Annotated in this window: 17 protein-coding genes and 1 other RNA gene; 4 read left to right on the top strand and 14 right to left on the bottom strand. The window is 26.5% G+C overall.

Going from position 1 to position 20,139, the window contains the following annotated elements:
* Positions 1–15: 15 nt before the first annotated feature.
* The 5 genes from BABL1_RS03945 to efp all read right to left on the bottom strand — a co-directional run bounded on the left by BABL1_RS03945 (position 16) and on the right by efp (position 1,855).
* A complete protein-coding gene (locus BABL1_RS03945) occupies positions 16–255 on the bottom strand; it encodes a hypothetical protein (RefSeq protein WP_044601183.1) in 240 nt (79 codons plus the stop codon).
* Positions 252–404, bottom strand: a complete 153-nt coding sequence (locus BABL1_RS05575) for an AAA family ATPase (protein ID WP_146617319.1) — start codon at positions 402–404, stop codon at positions 252–254. Before BABL1_RS05575 ends, BABL1_RS03945 begins: the two co-directional genes overlap by 4 nt.
* Positions 401–670: an AAA family ATPase gene (locus BABL1_RS05570; protein WP_044601182.1), complete on the bottom strand. Its 270-nt coding sequence runs from the start codon at positions 668–670 to the stop codon at positions 401–403. Before BABL1_RS05570 ends, BABL1_RS05575 begins: the two co-directional genes overlap by 4 nt.
* 135 nt (positions 671–805) lie before the next feature.
* Entirely contained in the window at positions 806–1,282 is a 477-nt protein-coding gene (gene nusB, locus BABL1_RS03935) for a transcription antitermination factor NusB (protein WP_023792690.1), read from the bottom strand.
* Positions 1,283–1,291: 9 nt separating this feature from the next.
* A complete protein-coding gene (efp, locus tag BABL1_RS03930) occupies positions 1,292–1,855 on the bottom strand; it encodes an elongation factor P (RefSeq protein WP_023792687.1) in 564 nt (187 codons plus the stop codon).
* 199 nt (positions 1,856–2,054) lie between these two features.
* Between efp and BABL1_RS03925 the strand changes: the two genes are divergently transcribed.
* The gene (locus BABL1_RS03925) at positions 2,055–3,260 is read left to right on the top strand and encodes a serine hydroxymethyltransferase (RefSeq protein WP_023792684.1); all 1,206 of its coding nucleotides are present in this window, start codon (positions 2,055–2,057) and stop codon (positions 3,258–3,260) included.
* Between the two features lie 557 nt (positions 3,261–3,817).
* Entirely contained in the window at positions 3,818–4,756 is a 939-nt protein-coding gene (locus BABL1_RS05285; RefSeq protein ID WP_023792682.1) for an ankyrin repeat domain-containing protein, read from the top strand.
* A gap of 268 nt (positions 4,757–5,024) precedes the next feature.
* On the opposite strand, the gene BABL1_RS03915 is transcribed toward BABL1_RS05285, so the two are convergent.
* The 5 genes from BABL1_RS03915 to BABL1_RS03895 form a co-directional block, all read right to left on the bottom strand.
* On the bottom strand, positions 5,025–6,257 hold the full coding sequence (locus BABL1_RS03915) for a glycosyltransferase (RefSeq protein ID WP_023792679.1): 1,233 nt from the start codon (positions 6,255–6,257) through the stop codon (positions 5,025–5,027).
* 90 nt (positions 6,258–6,347) lie between these two features.
* A complete protein-coding gene (locus tag BABL1_RS03910) occupies positions 6,348–7,724 on the bottom strand; it encodes a UDP-N-acetylglucosamine--LPS N-acetylglucosamine transferase (protein ID WP_023792677.1) in 1,377 nt (458 codons plus the stop codon).
* A 101-nt stretch (positions 7,725–7,825) separates the two neighbouring features.
* Positions 7,826–10,468, bottom strand: coding sequence for an ABC transporter substrate-binding protein (locus tag BABL1_RS03905; protein ID WP_023792675.1), 2,643 nt, complete (start codon positions 10,466–10,468; stop codon positions 7,826–7,828).
* Positions 10,455–11,783 (bottom strand): Serine/threonine protein phosphatase PP2A family, encoded by a 1,329-nt coding sequence (locus BABL1_RS03900; protein ID WP_023792673.1) that lies wholly within the window; start codon positions 11,781–11,783, stop codon positions 10,455–10,457. The genes BABL1_RS03905 and BABL1_RS03900 overlap by 14 nt, the downstream gene beginning before the upstream one ends.
* 29 nt (positions 11,784–11,812) lie before the next feature.
* Positions 11,813–12,880: a ligand-gated ion channel gene (locus BABL1_RS03895; protein ID WP_023792671.1), complete on the bottom strand. Its 1,068-nt coding sequence runs from the start codon at positions 12,878–12,880 to the stop codon at positions 11,813–11,815.
* 180 nt (positions 12,881–13,060) lie between these two features.
* Between BABL1_RS03895 and alaS the strand changes: the two genes are divergently transcribed.
* Positions 13,061–15,676 (top strand): alanine--tRNA ligase, encoded by a 2,616-nt coding sequence (gene alaS, locus BABL1_RS03890; RefSeq protein ID WP_023792669.1) that lies wholly within the window; start codon positions 13,061–13,063, stop codon positions 15,674–15,676.
* Between the two features lie 53 nt (positions 15,677–15,729).
* On the opposite strand, the gene BABL1_RS03885 is transcribed toward alaS, so the two are convergent.
* The 4 genes from BABL1_RS03885 to ssrA form a co-directional block, all read right to left on the bottom strand.
* Entirely contained in the window at positions 15,730–16,749 is a 1,020-nt protein-coding gene (locus BABL1_RS03885) for an ankyrin repeat domain-containing protein (protein WP_023792667.1), read from the bottom strand.
* A 170-nt stretch (positions 16,750–16,919) separates the two neighbouring features.
* Complete coding sequence (pth, locus tag BABL1_RS03880; protein WP_023792665.1) at positions 16,920–17,462, bottom strand: aminoacyl-tRNA hydrolase; 543 nt, start codon at positions 17,460–17,462, stop codon at positions 16,920–16,922.
* Positions 17,463–17,506: 44 nt separating this feature from the next.
* Entirely contained in the window at positions 17,507–18,151 is a 645-nt protein-coding gene (locus BABL1_RS03875; protein WP_023792663.1) for an OmpH/Skp family outer membrane protein, read from the bottom strand.
* A 424-nt stretch (positions 18,152–18,575) separates the two neighbouring features.
* Positions 18,576–18,955, bottom strand: a transfer-messenger RNA (tmRNA) gene (gene ssrA / locus BABL1_RS05390).
* A 214-nt stretch (positions 18,956–19,169) separates the two neighbouring features.
* Here ssrA and BABL1_RS03870 point away from each other — a divergent pair.
* Complete coding sequence (locus BABL1_RS03870; RefSeq protein ID WP_023792661.1) at positions 19,170–20,066, top strand: cation diffusion facilitator family transporter; 897 nt, start codon at positions 19,170–19,172, stop codon at positions 20,064–20,066.
* The last annotated feature ends 73 nt before the right edge of the window (positions 20,067–20,139 follow it).

The raw sequence follows: 20,139 nt of genomic DNA, 5'->3' as shown, positions 1-20,139 counted from the left end.
GAGAGCTTAATAGACTTATGATAAAGCTTTAACTAAAAAATTAGTAAATGAATATTCTACTTCATAATTAGGAAAGTTTAATTTAACTTTATGAGTTGTTTGATTATAATCAGAAATAGTTAAGTAGCCGGTTTGAAATAATAGTGTTACAAGTTCTATATCTTCTATATCAAAGCTATCTAGGTTATTTAGGTTGAGTTCAACTTGATCTAAAGTTTCTAAAGAGTAATATTGATTTGAAACCAAGTGGATCAAAGTTTTTCAGCTTCTTCTATATTGTTAAGATGATCAAGTATAGGCTTATCATATTCGTCTATTAATATTACTACTTTATTTATTTTAGATAGATTTGCTATCAAATGATATAATGTACTTTCAGGGCTTTGGTTTTTATCTAAATTTATAGAATAATTTCAGGATACTCTTGCCAGTCATAATCACTTGAATATATCCATAAATCTTTAAAAAGCTCTTTGTTGCCTAAAAATAGCTCTTTTAAAGTTGAGACTAAAAGTGATTTACCAAAGCAACGAGGACGTGATAGAAAATAATACTGGGTACTTTCTTTAAATAATCTGTAAATATATTGGGTTTTATCTATATATAAGTAATTATTTTGAATCATCTTATTAAAATCACTTATATAAATTGGCAATTTCTTTAATATCATAAAGTTCTCAAAATAATTAACATAGGTAATAATTATATTAATATATTAACAAAAATATTGGATTACTTTAATACTTCATAATATTTAAAATTTATTGAAATTTAAAAGCCGATTAAAAATCGGCTTTTAAATAAATTATTGATCTTTATTGTTCTTAATAAGCTGTTTTGAAAGCTCATCTAATAAACCATTTACGAACTTATAAGCATCGCGCTCGGCAAAACACTTGGCTAACTCTACTGATTCATTAATTATTATTGCTGAATCTATATCAGAGTTAAGCAACTCCCAAGCACCTATTCTTAATATCAAACGAGTTATAGTTCCTAATCTTTCAGGTCGCCAACTTGTAGAAATCAAAGGTAATAGTTGTTGATCTATAATATCTTTATCTTTAATTATTTGTTCTGCTTTTTTAAACACATCGCTGTCTAATTTAATTATTATGCCAAAATTATTAGAAAAGCTTTCTACTATTTTTTCTAACGAAACATCATAATTATGCGAATCAACTGCATATAGAAGATGAAAAATTAAAGATCTTTGATCTTTTTTCTCTAAATTGTCAGAAAAAATACTATCATTATTGTAATTAGAATTAGACTCAGTCATAAAAGTAACTTATTTCTTTATACGTTCAATATATTTACCATCTCTTGTATCTACTTTAATTATATCGCCTTCTTCAACGAATAAAGGTACATGTAGAACATGACCTGTTTCTAAAGTAGCAGGCTTAGAACCACCTTGAGCTGTATCTCCTTTTACTCCTGGAGGAGTTTCAACTACTTTGAGTTCCATAAATAACGGTGGATTTACCGATATAGGCTTATCATTAAAGTAAAGTACACTAAATACTGTTTGTTCTTTTAAATAAGGAAGAACCTCTTCAACTTGACTTTTATTTAAAGAAACTTGATCGAAAGTCTCTTGATCAAGAAACTCATAATTACCATCTTGTTCATATATAAATAACATATCTCTATATTCAAGATCAGGAGTTGGCAACTTTTCTTCAGATCTAAAAGTTTCTTCATGAAGAAGACCACTAATTAAATTTTTCATCTTTGTACGCATAAAAGCACCACCTTTACCAGGCTTTACATGTTGATAATCAATAACAACATAAGGCTCATTTCGCCACAATAATTTAGTGCCTTTGCGTAAATCTCCAGCTAATACCACTTTACATCCTTTGAGCTTTTAAAAACATTTAGATTTTTTATTATTAAATAATAATTTTATTATAAAATAATAAACAAAAAAAAACAATCCTAGAGAAATAATAAATACCAAAAAAATAAAAATAGATAAACTCGTATTATTTTAATATAATAGTTATTAATATGACAAAAATATAAAATATTGAAAATAAATCATTGAAATGAATAATCTAAAAAACTTTGATTTTGAAATAGATCAATTAATCAATTCAGAAAAAACAAGACAATTAACAGGCATAAATCTTATTGCCTCTGAAAACTATGTATCTCCAGCGATTCTTGAAGCCACAGGATCTATATTAACCAATAAGTATGCTGAAGGTTATCCAAAGAAAAGATATTATGCTGGTTGTGAATTTATAGATCAAATAGAAGAACTAGCAATCAAAAGGTGCAAGGAACTTTTTAAAGCAGAGCACGTAAACGTTCAACCTCACTCAGGCTCTCAAGCAAATATGGCAGTTTATAATGCCATTTTAAATCCTGGTGATACTATTATGGGCATGAGTTTATCATCAGGTGGACACTTAACTCACGGTCATTCTGTTAATTTCTCAGGCTCTATTTATAAAACAGTACAATATGATGTAAACAGTAATACTCATCAACTTGATTATGACAATATAGAAAAATTAGCACAAATTTATAAACCAAAGCTTATTATCGCAGGCGCTTCTGCTTATTCTAGATTTATCGATTTTGAAAGATTTTCAAAAATAGCAAAATCAATAGATGCCTATCTAATGGCAGATATAGCACATATTGCTGGTTTAATAGCAGCTCAATTACATTCAAGCCCTATAGAATTTGCTGATTTTGTTACTAGCACTACACACAAGACTTTAAGAGGTCCTCGAGGAGGATTAATAATGTGTAAAGAAAAGTATAAAACTGAAATAGATAGAGCAATTATGCCAGGCACTCAAGGTGGTCCTTTTATGCATATTATAGCAGCAAAAGCAGTAGCATTTAAAGAAGCATTACAACCAGATTTTAGAATCTATCAACAACAAGTAATAAAAAATGCACAAACCATGGTTAAAAGATTCCAAGAATTAGGCTATAAAATAGTAACTGATGGAACCGATAATCATCTTTTTATCATAGATTTAAGAAACAAAAACATAACTGGTAAAAAAGCTCAAGAATTACTTGATAAAGCTAATATATTTGTCAGTAGAAGTGCAATTCCTTTTGATGATGAAAAACCATGGATAACAAGCGGTATAAGAATAGGAACTCCAGCTATAACTACTAAAGGTTTTAAAGAAAAAGACGTTGAAATAATCGCTGACTTAATCGATCAAGTGCTTAAAAATCAAGAAGACTCTATAGAATATATTAAAGATAAAATTAAAAAACTTTAATTTTTAAAAAGACTTGGTAAAAACCAAGTCTTTTTAATGCTCTTTACTTACTCAATAGATTTACTATTTCAATATATCCCTTTCCTATTGCAATATCTAAAGCAATTTGATCGTTTTTACACTTAAAATTAAACTTGCAACATCTTACAGATGTACATATATTCTCATTGAAAGGTATACATTAATGCAGTGTTGCCAAAGTAATCCTATAAATTAACATCAGATCCTTTAACTAAAATAGATATAGTTTGTTTTTCTTAACTTAAAATCAACAATTTGGCATAATTTGATAAAATTGAGAAAAAAATGTCTAAAATGATATTAGGCATATTTTAGTAGTTTCCAATGTTAAATGAAATATGCCATATCAACTGAAATTCAATAGTCTTTAATAACAAAAATCAAGATTCATCTAATAATAAAAGATTTAGAATTTTACCTCTAGATATTTTTCTTATTACAAAATTTATAGAGTCTAGGATCATTACTATTTTATGACTATTAGTGTATAATTATTAAAAATCGCAATATTTAAATATAAATTACTAAAGGTAAAAATGAATAAATTGAAATGTCTATATACAATATTATTATTAGTTCTATTTTTTAATAGTAGTATTATCTCTATGGATCAACCAGATTATATGGAAGTTGAGCAGGCTACTAAATTACCAAATGAGATATGGAGTATTATTTTACGAAAATTGATAAAAGATTATTTCCCTAATATTCAATGGAATAATATAGAAGATTTTAATCAAAAATTTGAAAAAACGTTTAAGGAAAATAAAGAATTTAATAAAAAATTAGTTCAATTAAAGTTTGTCAATAGAGATTTTGCTCAGTTAATTGAATCGCAAGATTTTAAAAATAAAATAAGAAAAAGACTTTATCAAAGAATAATTAATTCTCAATTAATAAATATTTTGAACAATGTAACCAATAAAGACATGCAAAAAGTAGTTAATTTAGTACTTGATGGTGCGGATGTTAATGCTAAAAATAGATTTGGTAATACAGCTTTAATATTGGCTTCTTATTATGGTCATAAAGAGATAGTTCAAATGCTAATTGAAGCTGGCGCTAATGTTAATGCTACAGATAATTTTGGAAGTACTCCTTTAATGTCTGCTGCTGTAAGCAGATGTAAAGAGATAGTAAAATTGCTAATTAAAGCAGGTGCTGATGTTAATGCTACAGATAGCTTTGGCAATCAAGCTTTAAGTATTGCAAAAAGACATGGCCATAAAGATATAGTAGCAATATTAATTAAAGCAGGTACTGATATTAATTCTAAAGATCCTTTTACTGGACAAACAGCTTTAATCTGGGCATCCAGAAATGGCCATGAAGAAATAGTTCGGATGCTAATTAAAGCTGGCGCTGATGTTAATGCTACAGATAAATTTGGCAATACAGCTTTAATCTGGTCATCTATGAAGGAACATAAAGAGATAGTTCAAATGCTAATTCAAGCAAGTGCTATGATTAAATAGCTTTTAATAACAAAAATCAAAATTTATAGAGTCTGGAATCATTGCATCTTTTTATGACTATTAACGTATAATTAGTAAAATACAATAGGTTTCTTTCAAAACAGATTATACTCATAATTATAAACAGCAATTAAATTAATTTGAATCGCTTAATTGAACCTATTACATTCTTGCTTAATGCTCTTTGACTTGAGAGTTTTCTTTATAACTACTTACAAAGATTAGTCAAAAGGATATTTATGTTTCAATATAATTAATATTAATCAGGTTAATCTATTAAAATTAGCCTATTAATTAGATTTGAGATTTCTTGAATAGGGTTTCTTTTTTCAAACACCTTGATTCTATTAACTACTTCTGAGTTATATTTTTTATCAAGTATTTTAGGCAAAAATATTTTTAGATCTGATAAACAAGAAATTACAAATCCAAAATTATGTTTTTCTATAAAATCTATATTTAACTTTTCCCAAAATACTGGGGAACATGTGTAATCTACTATAATTGGTTTATTTAAATATAAAGCCTCAGAGATACTTGTAGGTCCTGGTTTTGTTATAATACAATCAGAAACAGCCATTAAATCTGATATACGGTCTGTAAAGCCTATAATAGATATAGTTAAATTTTCAGATAAATTAACTTTTTTAAGCTTATCTTTTAAATTATCATCTCTTCCTGTACAAATAATTATATGAGCATCTAAATTAAGCTTGGAAATTTCTTTTAAATAATTAATAGAAGCACAGGAGCCTGTTGCGCCCATTAAAATCATAATTATTTGTTTATTAAATGGTAGACTAAATTCTTTTTTTATTAAGTTTATATCTTTAACCTCAAAGAAATCTTTTCTTATAGGAAAACCAACTACTTTTAATTGATTACTATTTAAGTTTAAATTTTTGAGCTTATCTTTGATTAAATCGTCATCAAAAACTATGGTATAGAAAAATTTGTCATAATTAATATTATTGAAATTTCGCACATAATTAATGGTATCTAAATCAACTGTTACAAGTATTAGTGGAATATTAAGTTCTTTAGAAACATTTAACAGTTGCTGGTTAAAAAGAGGAATAACGGAAATAATAATATCTGGATTTTCCTTAAAAAAATACTGCTTGATCAAATTCTCTATAGATTTAGAAAAAGAGCTTATATACCAATTTGATTTAGAGGCAACTATATTGATAAAAAAAGTTAATCTTTCTTTTAAAAAATAGTTATATAAATCTTCATAACTGTACTTACCAAAAGTTAAATCTTGAAAAGCATCTATAGGGCTTAAAACTTCTTCTAATAATTTTACTGTTTTTATATCAAATCGATCTTTAAAATAAGATTCAAGAGCATTAGAGGCTGAAATATGTCCTCCTCCTCCACGACTAGTTACTATTAAAATTTTTTTTCTAGATAAAGTATTTTTTGCTTCTGGGACAAATACAAAAGACACTAAAAAGATCAATAAAAAAGATATAAAGTACAAAAATAACTTCTTCATTAAATTAAATAACTATAACTACTCATTTTATAAAATATATCCTTTTAAGAGTATATAAATATTTATTTAAAGACAATATTTTAATAAAAACTATACTAATATACCTTTTACTAAATTGGTAATTTTATCTTGAAAGGACAACTTTCCACTAAAAGAATTTATATTCTGGCTAATTTCTTGTCTATAGTCAAAGTTACTTAATAACTTATCTAAAGTCGAATGTAAGTTTCTCATATTAGTCAGTATTTCTCCTAACTTATACTTTTTGACAAAATCTACATTCATATTTTCCCATCTTATAATGTCATTAGTTTTATCGATTATCATAGGCAGTTTCGAAGCTATAGCCTCACATATAGACCCAGGACCAGATTTAGTAATTAGTACATCAGATATTGCCATAAGATCTGATATTCTATTAGTATAGCCTATTATTGATAAGGTAATATGAGGAGGTAATTTAATTTTGTTTATACTAGCTCTTAAAGATTCTTCACGACCTATACACGCTATAATATGTATTGGATACTTATATCTTGATAAAGATTTTACATATTTATAACAAGCATAAGAGCCTGCTCCTCCCATTAATACCATAACTTTCTTTTTATCTTCAGGAATATCAAAATCTTTATAAATGGGTTCTTTGTCTTTATTTTTATAGAAAAATTCAGGCCGTAATGGAAATCCTGAGAAAACTATTTGATTGCTTGGAATATTGGCTGCTTCTATCTTTTCAATAATATCGCTATCATCAAAAGATAAAGTATAATAAAACTTTTTATAATTTACTTTGGTTATTCCATTAATATAATTAACAGTATCAAGATCGTTAGTAATAATCAAAAAAGGAATATCTAATTTTTCCGCTGCTGATAAAATGACATTATTAACCATAGGTATAACAGACACTATTAAGTCTGGTTTTATATCTAATTTATTAATATACTCATAAAGTAATTTTTCCATTGAATTTTGCCGTGTTCTTAATCCCCAAGCTCCAACTCTTGAAAAAATATTCAATAATTTAATAAAATTGTATCTTAAACAAAGGTTATAAAAATCTTCACTTGAAAGTTTTCCAAGAGTCAACGTACGAACTATATCTAAAGAAGTCATCACATCTTCAAAAAAATTTACAATTTTAATATCGTAAAAATTACTTAAGTATCCTTTAAGAGCATTGGCAACAGCTATATGCCCTCCTCCACCTTTACTTGTGAATATTAAAATATTTTTTTTAGGCTTAACTAAAGGTCTAACCTTTAAAAAAGATCTTTTGATTCGAATTTTTCTTAACTTAAGCTGATTTAGATTAAGGGAAATAATAGGCGCATTTACAAATTTATTATGATTAATATATGTAAAAACATTTTTTCTCTTTCTTTTAATAGATTTAACTTTACGGTTCACCGCTGATAAAAAATTAACACTAATTAAAAATATTAAAAAAACAATTTTTTTCATAAATTATTATAATAAAATAGCCTTTAGATTTTTTAAATTAAATCAATAAAATTTAATTTTTTTCCTAAGTATAAATTATAAAAAAAAAAAGTAAAAAATAGCTATCTATTAAAAATTGCAACTTCTTTGTATTCTTCTAAATCTTCAATATTTTTTTCAATACATTTACCATCTATATTTTTTAACCATATAGAATTGTTTAAACTTCTAGTGGCTAAATTAAAATTCAACTTAAGGCCTTTAAAATTATAATTTTTTAATTTTTCAATCTGATTCATAATTTTTTCACCAGTTATTGGCAAATCTATTTTAGAAACTTGATCAAAAAATATACTCGCTGCTATATAGGCCTCTAAAGAAAATGCATTAGGTTCATATCCATAATAACTTAATTTCTTTCTATATTCTTTAACTATTTCAAGATCACTTGATTCAGGACAGGGAACAAGCTGAGATAATAATAAATTAACTCCCATATTTTTAAGAACATTTCTGGTTACATCATCAGCAATAGCAGATACCCCAAAAACCGTCTTATTTGCTAAAAATTCTACTCCTAATTCTCTAATAATCTCTACAGCTGTAGGACCTAACACAAACAAGCCAATAGTATCAGGATTAGCTTGCTTAATTTTAATAGCCGCTTCTTTAAGATTAGATGTACCTGTTCTATATAATACTTCTGTCCAATTTTTTATACTATTTTTATCAAGGATAGATTTTGCTCCTTGTAAAACATCTAAACCAAAAGCATCATCTTGATAAAAAAACAAAAAATTAGCATTTGAATGATGCTTAAGCACATGATCAACAAGAACCTTGCCTTCATCTATAAAACTAGCTCTGAAATTAATTACGTTCTTCAATTTAGTATCTCTTAAAAAACTAGAGCCACTTTTAGAAAAAAATATAAACATGTTATTATCATTAATAAAATTCAATACATGTAAAATATTAGTACTGCCTTCAGGAAATAAAAGCAAATTAGTTTCATACTTATAAAAAATATCTCTTATATTCTTTTCAAATAAGTATGGTATATATTTATCATCAAGAAATACCAGTTCTATAAAGTTACCATTAATACCACCCAAATGATTAAGATCAGAAATAGACAACGATAAACCTTGGCAAATAGGAACTCCTACTCCCTTGGCGGTTCGAGTAAGAGCTGCTGATGATCCTAAAATAATTTTACCTTTAGGTTGCTCTATATGTACAACCCTTTTTAGGTCTTCTTTTAATATTAAATTATTAGCACCAATCAATTGTTCAATATGCTCTAATCTAGTAACTGCAACATCAAAATTATCTATAAGAGCCATTACTGAACTGTATATATCTTCTTGATTTTCAAAATTCTGATTTAAAAGTTTATCTATAAGGCTATTATCAAAATTCAGATCCTTTATAACTTTATTTTTAACTTCTATATTTTTAAGATCAGCTTCCAATTTAGATTCTAAGTAATTTAACCGGTCTTGAACAAAATCTACTTTTTTATCTATAAAATTCAATCTCTTAATCAATTGCTGTTTATCAAGCAAATGAAAATTTTTAGAATAATAAGGCAGCCGTTCTAAAGCACTTTGACCCTTTGCAAGTAATTCTCCATTAATTAGGTTATATATAGCACTCAACTCAAAATTATTAGATTCTGAAGAAAAATATAAAGATATACTAGTATCTTTTATAGAAGAACCAAAATTTAAAGTTACAAAAGAGTCATAAGAAAATTTATAATTCATACGATAAAATTGAATAGGAGAAGATTTAGTGGACCACACTATAGTATTATTTATATTTGCAAGTCTATACAATCCTTCAGCACAAGAAAAATTAGGTACCTTATTTGTTAAATTAATATCATGAAAATTATAAGTCAACTGCCCTTGTATATAAGCTTTAGCCAAATAAGAATTCATGTTCCCTCTTGATTGAGCTTCTGAATCAATAACAACAAGATCATCAATATAATCGGTTATCTTATCAAGACCAAAATAGGATATCTTAATTATATCTTTAACATCATTTTTCAAATTAACTAATAATCCTATTGGTAAAGTATTAAAAAAACAGTTGATATCAATATAAGTTATATCACTAGTTAAAATTTTAATCTGTTTTTCTAAACTCATTTCGGGCCATACATGAATTTCTTCTTGATGGCCCCTTATATAAAATATTTTATCAGGATTAACTTCAATTAATTTTAAAATTAATGTCAAAGTTTCAATAGGATAAGGCCCTCGGCCAATAACATTACCATTAAATACTAAATAAGTATCAGGTACAATTAACTTAAACTCATTATCTATTATATGTCTATCAAGCAAATAAGTTAAATCTCTAACAAAAGAATGGAACCCTGCCTCAAGATCTCCCCATAATATAATTTGACTATTTTCATCTACCTCTAATAAATTATAAAAATCTTTATCTGTATGCTTTTTTAATCTATTAGAGCAAATTTGAGTCACACGCTTTAAAATAGAAGCAAAATCAGAATAATTCCAAATAGGCTTGCTTTCAAAACCAAGTTTAATTAAAAATTTTTTCCATCTTGATTGAACTAGAGATCTATAAAAAGTAGAAAAATCTCCTTCTTCAACTTTACTATCAAATTTAGGAAACTCGGGATAATATAAACTATATTCTCTTGCCTGATCTAAATTAACAAAGGAAAATAGCCTATTGAAAAAGCTAAAAACTATAATTAACAATTTTAGATTATTTAATTTCATTCAAATGCTCCCTATTATTAATAGGTAAAGATGTAACTTGAGAGTTAAAAAGAAAGTTGTTTAACCTATTTTCAAAACTATAAAGCCTTTGAGAAATATTCTTAACTTTTATCATAATATTTTTAATCAAATTTTGTAGCTCTTCAATATCTTTTTTATCAAGATGATTTTTACTTGTAGAAGAATCGAAAAACAAGTTATCTTTAGAATTAATTTTTTCTGTAGTTAATAATTTATAAGCTCTTTTTTGAGAAAAATTATATATATCCTTTATATCTCTATTATATAAAGAAATTGTAGTTTCTGCCAAAGAAGAATATATATCTACTACACAAAATGCATCGTAATTTGCATTAAAATACTCTTGATAAAAATTATTGGGAGAAGAAAATAAGTTCCAAACGATAGCTCCTTTTTCTGACATAAAAGTAGAAAGCCCTTCTATTGATTGAAAATTTCTTAAAATATCTTGGCTCTTAATTAAAACTTTAACATCAATTAAATTATTAGCATAAACATTACTATTTAGATTACAAATATTATAAGTACTGAATTTACTTATATTAGCAGTCTGTGAGCTATGTAATTTTAAACTTTTTAAAATACCTATATAATTCTTTTCTTTAATCTTACGATAATTAAAATCAAAATTAGAAAAACGAATGATACCTTCATCTGGATTATTTGCCAAATATAAAGCATAAGGCAAAGTATTGAAAAAGGAATGAATCTCATTTTCTAAAAACAATGATTTTTTATCTTGAATCACTTGTATTTTAAGCTCTTTTTTAATGCCAGTATTAAGCCAATTATAGTTTACTTCTGATTTACCCTTTAGATAAAATACTAAATGTAGATTTTCTTGCATTAATTTTAAGATAACCGTAAGTGTTTCAAGAATATTTTCAGAACCATTAATAATATTTCCTAAAAAAACAAAAAACGTATCCGGTCTTCTTATTCTAAAATTATTATCGATAATTCCTCTTTCAAACAAAAATTTTAAATCCTTAATTAAAGAATCAAAAGAAGAATTGATATCGCCAAATACAATAAATTTAGAGCCAGGCATTGGGGTATATTTAAATACCAAATCTGAAACATAACCTTTTAATTGTCTTGAAACAAGTACGGATTGCAAAAGGTCTTTAAAAATATCAATAGACCATAAAGGCTTCTTCCTTTTTAATAATTTATTAAAAAGTTTCTCATTGGTTTTACACTCAGCATATAGTACTGCGTCTGATAAAGTATCAAAACCAATACATCTTAAAGTAAATAAACTTAAAAATAATAATTTAAACACTATATTCATCTAATTACTTTCTATTGAAATTTCATTTTTTAGATACTCCAAAACTTAAAAAGATATATAAAAGTAAAAACTATAATAAGATGCATTAAAAGAGAAATAGCTGCTTTCTGTTTTGCCGTCAAATCAAACGCCTGAGAATTACATAGAAAAACAAATATAACAATTGCTAAAAAAACAAAATAAATAATGTCAGAAAACATAAAATAACCAACATTAGGAGATAAATTATTAATAACATAACGATAAGAAAGCATTCCTGTTACACTTCCTGTTGAAAGACCAATTATAGACCCAAAGTAAGTCTTAGGTTCCATAGCAAAAGAAAAAATAGACATAAAAAACAATAAAAATAATGGTAAAAATATGCTTATCATTTCACGCATACTATTTTTTAAATATTCAATAGTAAAACCTACACGAGGATGTCTAATAATAGAACTTGGTTTAAATCTCTGTAATTGAGCACTATAGTATCCTGCTAATATATCTTTATTGTATTCTTTCCATCCAGCAACATACATATCAGGATTAATAATAAATCTAGCAATTGAGGGCTTAAACATAATCTCTTGAAAATAAAGAAAATCATTGTCTAATATGATGTTTATTCGATGATTATTAAAAGGAAACATTTTATAATTCAAATCAGTCTTAAATTCCACTTTTATGTCATATCTGACAAATATTAAACCATTTTTTAGGGTAATGTTTGGATCAGATTTATATAAGATTTTACCTTTGCGAAATGAAAATTGATTTAACGTTTCTAAAGTTAAAATAGTTGGATCAAACTCAAAAAATATCAATCCATCAAATATAAAATCATTACGAACAAAATCAAATTTAGGAAAATCATAAATAAATAACCCAACTTTAACACTATTAGGCATCTGACTAATATGACCTACTTTCGGATTAAAAGACTTAACTTCGGGTAAAGAGTCAAGAGAATTAAATTCAAAAAGTGGCTTATACGACAAATATCCTACTATTGCTAAAGTTATTGTCATTAAAATTAGCTGAAAAATAATAGTCGTAGATTTTTTATCAATATCTATAGCTACGGCTTTAATAAATTTTTTAGAAATTATACTCATTTTTATAGTTAGTTAACAACTTCAATTAAAGGCTTAGAGAACATAATAAACCTCAGAGTTTATAAATGCAATAAATTAATAAGATATTGATGCCATAAATTTTTAAATATATTTAAAATATGTTATTATTAAAATAAAATTTAAAGTTATATCGATATTTATTATAATAGAAAGCATATTATGAATTCATTTGAGATAAGAAAAAAATTTTTCGATTTTTTTGAACAAAATAATCATACTTATGTTAAAAGTTCTTCATTAATTCCTGCTCAAGATCCCACTTTATTATTTACAAATGCAGGAATGAATCAATTTAAAGATTTATTTTTATCAAAAGAGAAAAGAAGTTATACAAGAGCTGTAAGTATACAAAAATGTATACGAGCAGGTGGAAAGCACAATGATCTTGAAAATGTCGGATTCACTAAAAGACATTTAACTTTTTTTGAAATGATGGGTAATTTTTCTTTTAGCGATTACTTTAAAAAGGAAGCAATAAATTATGCTTGGGATTTTTTAACAAAATGGTTAAATTTACCTACAGAAAAGCTTTATGCAAGCGTATATCATAAAGATGATGAATCATATGAAATTTGGAATAAATCAATAGGGTTACCCGATAATAGAATATACCGATTAGGTGAAGCTGATAATTTTTGGCAAATGGGTGATACCGGTCCTTGCGGACCATGCAGTGAAATTTACATCGATAGAGGTAATAATTTCGGTTGCCAAGAAAGTAATTGTGCTCCAGGATGTAATTGTGATAGATTTTTAGAAATCTGGAATCTAGTATTTATGCAATATGATAGACAAGTTGATGGCGAACTTAAACCATTAAAATCTACTGGCGTTGATACCGGTATGGGCCTTGAAAGATTATGTTCAATTATACAAAATAAAGACTCTGTTTATGAAACCGATCTTTTTATGCCAATAATAAACAAAATAGAAGAATTAACTAATGTTGAGTACAATACCTCTTCAGATAATATAAAAGCAGCCTTTAGAGTACTTGTCGATCATTTAAGATCAACTTCTTTTGCAATTGCTGATGGCGCCATACCTTCCAATGAAGGCCGGGGTTATGTTTTAAGAAAAATTATCAGACGAGCAGCTTTATTTGCTCAAAAATTAAATTCAGAAAATATCTTTGTTGAGTTGGTTCCAACACTTGTTAAACACATGTCATCTATCTATCCTGAACTTGAGACCAATAAAAATTTAATTATTAGAACTTTAAATAGTGAAGTAGATAAATTCTCAAATAATTTGATTCAAGGACAAACTATATTAAATAAATATATTTCAGATAAATTAAATAATAACCAAGAAAAAGTAATATCAGGCGATAAAGCATTTAAATTATATGATACATACGGATTTCCTCTTGAATTAACCAAAGTTATTGCACAAGATCAAGGTTTTTCAGTTGATGAAGAAGGCTTTGAAAAATATATGGAAGAACAAAGAATGAGATCCGGCAAAAAAACTGAACAATGCTCTTTAGATCAAGAACTATATACTCAATTTACTGGTTATGAAGAACATATAACAACTAGCAATATTATCTCAATAGTGGTAGAAAACTCTGAAAATATATTAAAAGAAACTAATGAAGTTAAAGCAAAGACTAAATGTTATATAATAACTGACAGATCTCCATTTTATGTAGAATGCGGAGGGCAAGTAAGCGATCAAGGTTTTATAGAAATAGCAGGACAAGATACCCCATTGCTTGCTCTTAAAAAATTTGGTAATGCTATTGCCGCATTAATAGAAACTCCTGTTAATTTAAAAGTAGGTGAAGTAGTAACATTAAAAATAGATTCTCCAAGTAGAATCAATACAATGAAAAATCATACCGCAACTCACTTATTGCAAGCAGCCTTAATAGAAATTTTAGGAAATCAAGTAAAACAAGCTGGGTCTGTAGTTGAACCTGATTATTTAAGATTTGATTTCACTTATCATGAAAATCTCACTCAAGATCAAATTAAACAAGTAGAAGATCTTGTTAATAAAAAAATAATGGAAAATATCCCTCTTTTTATTAAACATAGTACTTTAAAAGAAGCAGTTAGTAGTGGCACTATTGCATTTTTTGGAGAAAAATATAATCCAGAAGCTGTAAGAGTAATTGAAATTCCTGGTTTTTCTAAAGAATTATGTGGTGGAACACATGTAAAAGCAACAGGTGATATTGGGGTGTTTAAAATAACACAAATATCTTCTTTAGCATCAGGGGTTAAAAGAATAGTAGCATTAACTGGACCAAAAGCTCTTGAACTATTTCAAGATAATTTTAATACAGTAAAAACTTTAAGCCAAGAATTTAAAGTCCCTCAAGATCAAGTATTAAATGCTATTGAAAAACAAAAAGAACAAGTGAAACTATTAAATCAAGAAATTAAAGATCTAAAAACTAAATTCTATAAATCAGAAATCAAAAAATGGTCAGAAAAAACAGAAAATATTAACTCTATACCATTTTTATATTTAACATTAACAAATTTAGATAATAACGATCTTAAAAATATCGCAACTGAATTAATAAAGTTAAAACCTGGTTTTTATTTTTTAAACAGCAAAAACAATGATAAAAACCTATTTTTAGGTATGATTTCAGATCAATTTAAATCTAAAATTAATTTAAAAAATCTAGCAAATTGGTTAAAAAATAAAAATATTTTTGGTGGCGCTAAAGATACATTAATCCAAGGTGGTTCTACAGAAAAAATAGATCCTAGCTTTGTCAATGAACTTAAGAATTGGATCGATGTTAATCTAGAATAAAAAAAACTAAGCTCGCTTTAAAAGCGAGCTTTTATCAATAATTAAAATAAATATTAAAAATTTAGCATACAAGACTGCAATGCATATTTTATAGAATTTTCTTTTAAATTGACTTCTTTATTAAGAAGCAGTTCTTCTATAAATTTATCTATCCCATTTCCTCTTTTTTTATACAATATAGTATAAATACTTTCCCCTTTATTATTTTTTTCTAAAAGGTTTGCATTAGAATTGATAAGACATTTTATTATATTTAGGTTATCATTTTGTGCCGCTCGAATTAAAGCAGTATTGCCATCTTTATCTTGAACATTAACATCAGCACCGGAATCAATAAGCATCTGTACTATTTCTTTATGACCATTTTGAGTAGCCTCTAATAAAGCCGAATTGCCAGACTTATTTTTAGCATTAACATTAGTACCCGATTGAATAAGTATTTTTACTATATCCTTGCGACCATATCGAGAGGCCATGATTAGAGCAGCTTGTTTAACATTACAATCATTTCCTAAATAATGAATCAATAACTCTACAATCTCTATTTTACCATGCAAAACTGCATAATCTAGAGGAGTAAAATTAAGAACTAAAGGACTTACAATATCTACATCTTGAGTTTTTAATAAAGCTCTCACTACGTTTACTTGACCATCTAAAATTGCATAAAATAAGGCTGTAAATCCATATTCATCTTGAATATTAACAACTCCTGCCGAATCTATCTTTTTCAAAATATTAGAAAGAGCATTAAAACAATCTGGTTTAGATGAAGTTTTTTTATCAAGCAAGTCTATTAAGTTAGAATGAGTTTTATATTTTGCAGCATAAGAATATAAGGTTCCTGTTCCAAATAACATCGAACCTACAACCATAAAACGCTTCTTATTTGTAGTTAAAAATTTACTTTGCCCATCTAAAATTAAATTTAAGTTAGTACTAGTAGGCATATTTACTCGTTTTGTAAAGCGCGGAATATAAAATGATCTTAATTTTTTAGTCCTAGACATACAATTTGTAGAAAAAGATACAAAAAATATAGAAATCAATAATATATTAAATTTTTTTAACATTTAAACCTTCTTAAAGCTACCACTTGTTTAAAAATTTTCACAGCTATATACAACTTTTAATTAATTGAAATTAGTATTGTAAGTATAATAGACTAAATCTAAAAATATAAATTTCCCTATATTTAGATTTTAATTAACATATCATTATAATGAGAAATAATAAAATATAATTATACTTTATTATTAAAAAATTGATTTAGGGTTAAGACAATGGACTCATTTATTAAATAAACTATATTAATATCTTGAGATTTATCAAAATTTTGAAGAACATAATTTGGTACATCTTCTTTATTTTCAGGACGTCCTATACCAAATCTTAAACGCCAAAAATCTGGTCCTATTTGTGAAATTATAGATTTCAGACCATTGTGACCTTTAGCACTACCCCCAAATTTTAATCCCATTTTACCAAAGGACATTTCAAGTTCATCGTGAGCAACTAATATTTGATCAGAATTAATACCTTGCTTTTTTAAATATGGCAAAACTTGCCCCGAAGAGTTCATAAAAGTTTGAGGCTTTATAAGCATAACTTTATGACTATTGATAGAAATTTCTGCAATTTCCATGTTATCTTTTTTACGCCAAATTCCGTTATATTCTTGAGCAATAGCGTCTACTATTCTAAATCCAATATTGTGTCTTGTATTTTTATAAGGATTACCAGGATTACCTAATCCTATAATAGCTTTAATTTGTGAATTATTCATAAGATTATAAAATGAAGGGAAGTTATGATAACTTCCCTTTTAAACTACTTTTGTTGATCTTTTGTCTTTGCTCTAGATTCTTCTTCTTGATACTCTTTATTCATAAGAGATAGAACATCATTAGTAACATCAAGACCTTCTTCTGCATCTAATACAAATTCTTTTCTTAATACTAATTGATAACCACCAGCTTTTCTTACTTCTTTTATCGCTTTTTCAATTTTTGGAGAAAGTTGAAATTGTATCTTCTTGAGTTCATCTTGTGCAAACTGCTCGCGTTCTCTCATACGTTGCTCTAACTCTACTTGCGCTTTAGCTGCTTCTTGATATTTGCTTTGTAAAGCTTCATTGGAAGCTACGCTGCTTTTTTGAAGAGATTCAAATTCGCTTTTAACCTTTGCAAACTTTTCTTCTAATGCTTTTAATTCGCCTTCAATTGGTTCTAGCATACTTTGAAGCTTTGTATAATGTTTACGCCATTCCAAAGAAGATGATGATAATAAATTAGGATCAAATGTAAGAATTCTGGTTAAATCCACATATACATTTTTAGGTTCCATAGATGTCCTTTTGCTATCTTGTTGCTTAGAACCGCTTGATTTGCGCTCTGTAGCACCAAATAAAAATGATGAAAATATTGATGTAAACATTATAGACATAAATAAAAATTTTACAACTCTTGTCTTCATTATTAATACCTTTCTGACTGTAAAGTAAACTATAATTAATTATTTTGCATAATTATAATATTACTACTCAAGAGAGTCAAATGCAGTATTAATATCGACTCTAAATTTTACCCCTAACCCATATTATGATCATATATTATTAGGATTAGTAAGATGCAAGAATTATTTAAAAAATTTGTATTTTGACCCTAAAATTCTTTTAAAATCAAGCAAAAGCTAAATAACAAAAGTATATTAACATAGTTGCAAATATATAAAAAATTCCTTTAACTTTGTAATAAAGCTTCATTAATTAACCCTAAGTAAAAAAATTATTAATTTTATTTTTCTATTTAAATTAATAAAAAAAGACATATAAATTCAAGAGTTAATTAATCTATCAGAGATAACAGAAAATAAAATAAGAAATGAAAATTAAAAAAATTGGTGGAGGCGATGGGAGTCGAACCCATGTCCGCAAATTAACCGACTTAAAACGCTACATGCTTAGTCTTTATCTCTTTTTCATATAAAAAACTTTAAAGACAAAGTATTTTTTTATATGCCTGGTTAGTGATACAGCAAAGTTACAAACCAAATCTATCTTACTTTGTTGTCCTATTTGGGTAAATACGAGTTAAACAACCATATAGGCATGACCATTTAACAAGCGGCTTAAGCTTTAATTAAGCAAAAGCTGGTTGGGCAGATGCCCATGTGCTATTGTTTGCACTTATTGTTTGACTATTTATTTTACGAACTACTTAGCCAAAGTTCGACATGCTTTTCAAGCCTCTTAAAGTACGTCGAAGCCATTACGCCCCCGCAAATTTCAAAGATATTTATATTATGATAATATAAATATTGTTATTAATAATATTATATTACAGATGGTAAGTTTTGTCAACTTTATTTAATTATGACAACTAAACATAACAAAATTGTGACCTGATATTCGTTAGACAGTAAAGGCAAAATATAATATAATTTCTAACATAAGAAAAAATAAATTAAGATTAATACTAAAGAGAAAATTCATATGAACTTAAGTAATAAAGACAAAAAAGATCTAGATTTCCGGCTTCAGTTAGGAATTGCATTAAATACCCTATTTACTATAGTAGAGTTCTTTATTGGATTTTTTTCAGGTAGTTTAGCTTTAATATCTGATGCAGCTCATAATCTTACAGATGTATTGAGTTTAATAATATCATTTACTGCACAAAAGTTATCTTTAAAACAACCTGATAATAAAAAAACATTTGGATATGGACGTATCACTATTTTGGCAGCATTACTGAATATAATTATACTTTGTATACTTACTTTATATATTTTTATCGAAATATATCAAAGATTTTATGAACCAGAGTCTATTAGTGGTACTTTAGTGACAATCACTAGTTTAGTGGGAATTATTGTCAATGGTGGAATAGCTTTATTATTTTTAAAATATAAATCAGATTTAAATATAAAAAGTTCTTTAATTAATATGATATTTGATGCCATTGCCTCAGCAGGAGCTTTTGTCTCAGGTATTATTATAACTTTGACTAATAACACCTTCATAGATTTAATTATAAGTTCCTTTATAGGTTTAATGTTAATCTTTAATATTTTTAAATTGCTCAAAGAGGTAATACATATCCTACTGGAAGGTACTCCTGAACATATAAACGTAAAACAAGTAAAAAAAGAAATCGAACAATTAGACTTGGTAAAAAAAGTAGAACATTTACATATTTGGAGTATATCTTCTTATAACGTTTCTTTAAGTTGTCATATAATCATAGATAGAGATAAATTAGATCAATCTATAGAAATAGTTCAAAAGGTAAAAGATTTATTAAAAAATCGCTTTAATATAACTCATGCAACAATAGAAGTAAATACAGAAATTTGTGATAAAAATGGTTGTAGCCTAGTATATAAATAATTACAATTTTCTCAATTTATTAATGAATAAGTCCAAAAAAAAATTATTTTTTATTTTAACAATTTCATTAAAT

The sequence above is a fragment of the Candidatus Babela massiliensis genome (genome assembly GCF_000513475.1).
GTDB lineage: Bacteria > Babelota > Babeliae > Babelales > Babelaceae > Babela > Babela massiliensis.
This window is presented reverse-complemented; position numbering and strand designations above follow the sequence as displayed.